General features: G+C 74.0%; 6 protein-coding genes and 1 pseudogene. 5 read left to right on the forward strand and 2 right to left on the reverse strand.

The annotated features are described in order from the left end of the window. Positions 1-24 precede the first annotated feature (24 nt). Positions 25-462 (forward strand): annotated as a pseudogene (locus C6N75_RS00005) (hypothetical protein); the annotation flags it as partial. A gap of 68 nt (positions 463-530) precedes the next feature. On the opposite strand, the gene C6N75_RS00010 reads toward C6N75_RS00005, so the two are convergent. Beyond that, the gene (locus C6N75_RS00010) at positions 531-1,178 is read right to left on the reverse strand and encodes a PH domain-containing protein (protein WP_105866736.1); all 648 of its coding nucleotides are present in this window, start codon (positions 1,176-1,178) and stop codon (positions 531-533) included. Positions 1,179-1,376: 198 nt separating this feature from the next. Here C6N75_RS00010 and deoC point away from each other — a divergent pair, with 198 nt between their 5' ends. From deoC to C6N75_RS00025, 3 genes are read left to right on the forward strand one after another with little or no spacing between them, the layout of a single operon-like run. Next, positions 1,377-2,324, forward strand: a complete 948-nt coding sequence (gene deoC, locus C6N75_RS00015) for a deoxyribose-phosphate aldolase (RefSeq protein ID WP_105866740.1) — start codon at positions 1,377-1,379, stop codon at positions 2,322-2,324. Positions 2,325-2,329: 5 nt separating this feature from the next. Continuing rightward, entirely contained in the window at positions 2,330-3,766 is a 1,437-nt protein-coding gene (locus C6N75_RS00020; protein ID WP_105866737.1) for an aldehyde dehydrogenase family protein, read from the forward strand. Further along, a complete protein-coding gene (locus C6N75_RS00025) occupies positions 3,759-4,652 on the forward strand; it encodes an aldehyde dehydrogenase family protein (protein WP_105866738.1) in 894 nt (297 codons plus the stop codon). The genes C6N75_RS00020 and C6N75_RS00025 overlap by 8 nt, the downstream gene beginning before the upstream one ends. Before the next feature lie 88 nt (positions 4,653-4,740). Here the strand turns inward: C6N75_RS00025 and C6N75_RS00030 are convergent, their stop codons facing one another. Continuing rightward, complete coding sequence (locus C6N75_RS00030) at positions 4,741-5,094, reverse strand: hypothetical protein (RefSeq protein WP_105866739.1); 354 nt, start codon at positions 5,092-5,094, stop codon at positions 4,741-4,743. A gap of 56 nt (positions 5,095-5,150) precedes the next feature. On the opposite strand from C6N75_RS00030, the gene C6N75_RS00035 reads away from it, so the two are divergent. Next, positions 5,151-5,858: uridine kinase family protein (locus C6N75_RS00035; RefSeq protein ID WP_105866741.1), on the forward strand; the 708-nt coding region annotated here is incomplete at its 3' end.

The raw sequence follows: 5,858 nt of genomic DNA on the forward strand, positions 1-5,858 counted from the left end.
GGGAGATGAGTATAAGAGACGGGGGTGGGGCTGCGGCTGGGGCGCTGGGACGGGTACTTCGCGGTGCAGCGGCTCTGGCGCAACGAGTGGGACGGCGGCGCGGACACCCTGCGGCAACTGCGGGAGCTGCTGGCGTACGACCGGACGCCGCAGTTGTTCCTGGTGGCGGTGTCGGCGGTGCTGGTGCTGTCGGCCGGGCTGTACGCGCTGTGCCTGGCGGACCGCCAGCCGCTCGCCCTGCTGGTGTTCTGCGGGGTGCTGCTGGCGGTGGTGCTGGGCAGCGGCGGGGTGTACTTCCCGCGCGCCCGTTTCCTGCTGCCGGGCTTCCCGCTGCTGCTGCCGGTGGCGGCGGCGGTCGCCCGGGCCCGTACCGCCGTCGCCGTGCTGGTGCTGAGCGGGGCCGCGCTGTCCTCGGCCTGGCTGGGCGGCTACATGCTGCTGGTGTGGGCGGGGCCTCCGTGACAGGACCGGGCGGCCGGCGGCGCTTCATCCGGTGACGGCTCAGCCGGTGGCGGCTCAGCCGGTAGCGGTCAGCCGGTGATGATGAGCACGATCAGGCCGAGCAGGCCGAGGACCGCCGGGGCGATCACCTCGTACGCCCAGCGCACCCGCTCCGCGCCCTGCGCGCCCGGCCGGCCGGCGCCGCGCTCGGCGAGCTCCCGCAGGTCGGCGACGGTCTGGTCGGCGGGTGCCCGGCGGGCCTTTGCGTCGGTGACGTCGGCGGTCACCGAGGTGCGGCCGTGCGGGTCGTCGGTGGCGGCCCGCGCCTGGCGGCGGGCCGCCTGCTTGCGCTTGCGCAGCGACACGGGCACGGCCCACAACTGGTAGACCGCGCCGGAGACGGCGACCGCCTCGGTGGAGTAGCCGGCGCGGACCGCGGCGACCTTGCTCCACGGCAGCTCGATGCTGCGGAACGGGTTGCGCACCCGCAGCCGGTCCGCGCCTGCGTAGACCGCCGGGCGGACGGTGAAGGCCACCACCAGCGGGACGACCAGCAGCAGCCCCGCCACCGCGATCCAGCGGATCCGGCCCGCGCCGTTGAGCAGCGCGTCGGTCCCGATCCACAGGGCGAGCGCCAGCAGCAGCGCCCCGCCGGCGATGCCCATCGGCGAGCGGTACACGCGGTCGTCGTAGGCCGGCTCGCCGGGCTGTCCGGGACGGGGGGTAGGGCTCGTCATGCGGCCGATTCTGCCCTACGCCCCGGGGCCCCCGCGGTGCGGCCGACGCCCCGCGCCGGTCGTCCCCCTCCGCTCCCGCCGCACGCCCGCCGCCCCGCCGGGTGACCCGGGTGGCCGGGCTCACGCCGCGTACCGATGGTGTGCGGGTTCCGGGGCTGTACACGTCGCTACGCGCGTAGATATGCTGGTCTGGTGACCATGCCCCATTCCGCCACCGCATTCGCTGACGTGACCGCGTCCGACAGCACGCTGCGCCGCTTCCTGCACGGGCTGCCCGGCGTGGACGCCGTCGGGCTGGAGGCGCGCGCCGCCTCGCTCGGCACCCGCTCGATCAAGACGACCGCCAAGGCGTACGCCATCGACCTGGCGATCTCGATGATCGACCTGACCACGCTGGAGGGAGCGGACACCCCGGGCAAGGTCCGGGCGCTCGCCGGCAAGGCGCTCAACCCCGACCCGACCGACCGCGCCACCCCGCGTACCGCCGCGGTCTGCGTCTACCCGGACATGGTCGCCGCCGCCAAGGCCGTGCTCGCCGGGTCGGACGTGAAGGTGGCCTCGGTGGCCACCGCCTTCCCGGCCGGGCGCGCCGCGCTGGACGTGAAGCTGGCCGACACCCGGGACGCGGTGGCGGCCGGGGCGGACGAGATCGACATGGTGATCGACCGCGGGGCGTTCCTCGCCGGCGACTACCTGAAGGTCTACGAGGAGATCCGCGCCGTGAAGGAGGCGTCCGGCGCCGCCCGGCTGAAGGTGATCTTCGAGACCGGCGAGCTGTCCACGTACGACAACATCCGCCGCGCCTCCTGGCTCGGCATGATCGCCGGCGCGGACTTCATCAAGACCTCCACCGGCAAGGTCGGGGTCAACGCCACCCCGGCCAACACGCTGCTCATGCTGGAGGCGGTGCGCGACTTCCGCGCCCAGACCGGCGTGCAGGTCGGCGTGAAGCCGGCCGGCGGCATCCGCACCACCAAGGACGCGGTGAAGTTCCTCGTCCTGGTCAACGAGACGGCCGGTGAGGACTGGCTGGACAACCACTGGTTCCGCTTCGGCGCCTCCAGCCTCCTCAACGACCTGCTGATGCAGCGGCAGAAGCTGGCCACCGGACGTTACTCCGGTCCCGACTACGTGACGGTGGACTGATCACCATGGCATCCGCATTCGAGTACGCGCCCGCGCCCGAGTCCCGCTCGGTCGTCGACATCGCGCCGTCCTACGGCCTGTTCATCGACGGCGAGTTCACCGAGGCGGCCGGCGGCAAGGTCTTCAAGACCGTCTCCCCCTCGACGGAGGAGGTGCTGTCGGAGGTCGCCCAGGCCGGGGCCGAGGACGTGGACCGCGCGGTGGCCGCCGCCCGCCGCGCCTTCGAGAAGTGGTCCGCGCTGCCCGGCGCGGAGCGCGCCAAGTACCTGTTCCGGATCGCCCGGATCGTCCAGGAGCGCTCCCGCGAGCTGGCCGTCCTGGAGACCCTGGACAACGGCAAGCCGATCAGGGAGACCCGCGACGCGGACCTCCCGCTGGTCGCCGCGCACTTCTTCTACTACGCCGGCTGGGCCGACAAGCTGGACCACGCCGGCTACGGCCGCGACCCGCGTCCGCTGGGCGTGGCGGGCCAGGTCATCCCGTGGAACTTCCCGCTGCTGATGCTGGCCTGGAAGATCGCCCCGGCGCTCGCGGCCGGCAACACGGTGGTGCTCAAGCCCGCCGAGACCACTCCGCTGTCCGCGCTGTTCTTCGCCGACGTCTGCCGCCAGGCCGGGCTGCCCAGGGGCGTCGTCAACATCCTGCCCGGCTACGGGGACGCGGGCGCGGCGCTCGTCGCGCACGAGGGCGTGGACAAGGTCGCCTTCACCGGTTCGACCGCCGTCGGCAAGGCGATCGCCCGCCAGGTGGCCGGCACCCGCAAGAAGGTCACCCTGGAGCTGGGCGGCAAGGGCGCCAACATCGTCTTCGACGACGCGCCCCTCGACCAGGCCGTCGAGGGCATCGTCACCGGCATCTTCTTCAACCAGGGCCAGGTCTGCTGCGCCGGCTCCCGGCTGCTGGTGCAGGAGTCCGTCCAGGACGAGCTGCTGGACGCGCTCAAGCGCCGGCTGTCCACGCTGCGCCTCGGCGACCCGCTGGACAAGAACACCGACATCGGGGCGATCAACTCCGCCGAGCAGTTGGCCCGGATCTCCGCGCTCGCCGACACCGGCGAGGCCGAGGGCGCCGAGCGCTGGTCGCCGGCCTGCGAACTGCCCTCGGCCGGCTACTGGTTCGCGCCGACGCTGTTCACCGGGGTCACCCAGGCGCACACCATCGCCCGGGACGAGATCTTCGGCCCGGTGCTGTCGGTGCTGACCTTCCGCACCCCGGACGAGGCCGTCGCCAAGGCCAACAACAGCCAGTACGGCCTGTCCGCCGGCATCTGGACCGAGAAGGGCTCCCGCATCCTCGCCGTCGCGAGCAAGCTGCGCGCGGGCGTCGTCTGGGCCAACACGTTCAACAAGTTCGACCCGACCTCGCCCTTCGGCGGCTACAAGGAGTCGGGCTTCGGCCGCGAGGGCGGCCGCCACGGCCTGGAGGCGTACCTCGATGTCTGAGTCTTCCCGTCTGAGCGTCCTGAAGACCTACAAGCTGTACGTCGGGGGCAAGTTCCCGCGGAGCGAGAGCGGCCGGGTGTACGAGGTGGCAGACGCAAAGGGCACGTGGCTGGCGAACGTCCCGCTGTCGTCCCGCAAGGACGCGCGTGACGCGGTCGTGGCCGCCCGCAAGGCGTTCGGCGGCTGGTCGGGCGCGACCGCGTACAACCGCGGCCAGGTGCTCTACCGCGTGGCCGAGATGCTGGAGGGCCGCAAGGGCCAGTTCGCCCGCGAGGTGGCGCGGGCCGAGGGGCTGTCGAAGTCCGAGGCCGCGCTGGTGGTCGAGGCGGCCGTGGACCGCTGGGTCTGGTACGCCGGCTGGACCGACAAGATCGCCCAGGTGGTCGGCGGCGCCAACCCGGTGGCCGGCCCGTACTTCAACCTCTCTACCCCCGAGCCGACCGGCGTGGTCGCGGTGCTCGCGCCCCAGGAGTCGTCCTTCCTGGGCCTGGTGTCGGTGATCGCCCCGGTCATCGCCACCGGCAACACCGCCGTCGTCGTCGCCTCCGAGCGGGCCCCGCTGCCCGCGCTCTCGCTGGGCGAGGTGCTGGCCACCTCCGACCTGCCCGGCGGGGTGGTCAACGTGCTGTCGGGGAAGGCCGCCGAGCTGGGCGCGCCGCTCGCCGCCCACCAGGACGTCAACGCCATCGACCTGACCGGCGCGGACGCCGCGCTGGCCCGGGAGCTGGAGATCGCCGCCGCGGACAACCTCAAGCGGGTGCTGCGCCCCGCCGAGGCCCCGGACTTCGCGGCCGACCCGGGCCTGGCCCGGCTGACGGCCTTCCTGGAGACCAAGACGGTCTGGCACCCGACCGGTTCGCTGGGCGCGTCCGGCTCCGCGTACTGACGCGGACGCCTCGGACGCCGACGGCCCCGGCCCCCCTCCGTCCGGGGGAGCCGGGGCCGTCTTCCGTCGTACGCCGCACCGGGCCCGCTCAGCCCGGGATCAGGCCGCCCAGCAGCGGGCCGGCCACCGGCAGGTTCGGCGCGCTGGTCAGCGACCCGGTCACGGCGGTGGTGTCCAGCGGCTGAAAGTCGCTGACCTGGGTGCCGACGCCGTTGTCCAGCGGGTCGACGCCGGTCTGCGCCAGCGGGTTCAGCTTCAGGTTCTTCGGCACCGCGGTGACGTACGGCACCGCGCCGGTGGCGGCCGCGAGCGCGGCGGCCGGGTCGGTCGCCGGGGTGGCCGCGGCCTCGGCCGCCTGGGCGGCGCCCCCGCCCGCGCCGACGACGGCGCCGATCGCCGTGACGGCCAGTGAGGCCCTCAGCAGCAGCTTGTGACGTGCCATGGGAAACTCCCGCACTCGGGGGTGGTCGGTCGGGCACGCAGCGTAGGCGAGATGTGATGCTCGATACCAACGGGGTGGGGGCGGGGTCCCCCGATCGGGTTCATGCCTCAGACTGGTGTCCCGTGAGTCCCCAACCGAGCCCCACCCGCGTCGTGCTGCTGACCGGCCCCTCCGGCTCCGGCAAGTCCTCCCTCGCGGCCCGCACCGGCCTGCCGGTGCTGCGCCTCGACGACTTCTACAAGGAGACCGGTGACCCGACGCTGCCGCTGGTGCCCGGCACCGCGGACACCGACTGGGACTCGCCGCTGTCCTGGGACGCGGACGCGGCGGTGGCCGCCATCGCCGAGCTGTGCGCCACCGGCCGCACCGGCGTGCCGGTGTACGACATCTCCACCAGCTCCCGGGTGGGCCGGGAGGTGCTGGACATCGAGCGCACCCCGCTGTTCGTCGCGGAGGGGATCTTCGCGGCCGACATCGTCACCCGCTGCCAGGAACTGGGGCTGCTGGCCGACGCGCTGTGCCTGCGGGGCCGCCCCTCCACCACCTTCCGCCGCCGGCTGGTGCGCGACCTGCGCGAGGGCCGCAAGTCGGTGCCGGTGCTGCTGCGGCGCGGCTGGCGGCTGATGCGGGCCGAACGGGCCATCGTGGCCCGGCAGACGGCGCTGGGCGCCCACCCGTGCGCCAAGGCCGAGGCACTGGGCCGGCTCGCCGCCGCCGCGGCCGGCCGCCACCGCGCCCCGGCCCGCACCTCCGCCCCCGTACCG

Origin of the sequence: Streptomyces solincola (genome assembly GCF_002982015.1) — a bacterium.
Taxonomy (GTDB): Bacteria; Actinomycetota; Actinomycetes; order Streptomycetales; family Streptomycetaceae; genus Streptomyces; species Streptomyces solincola.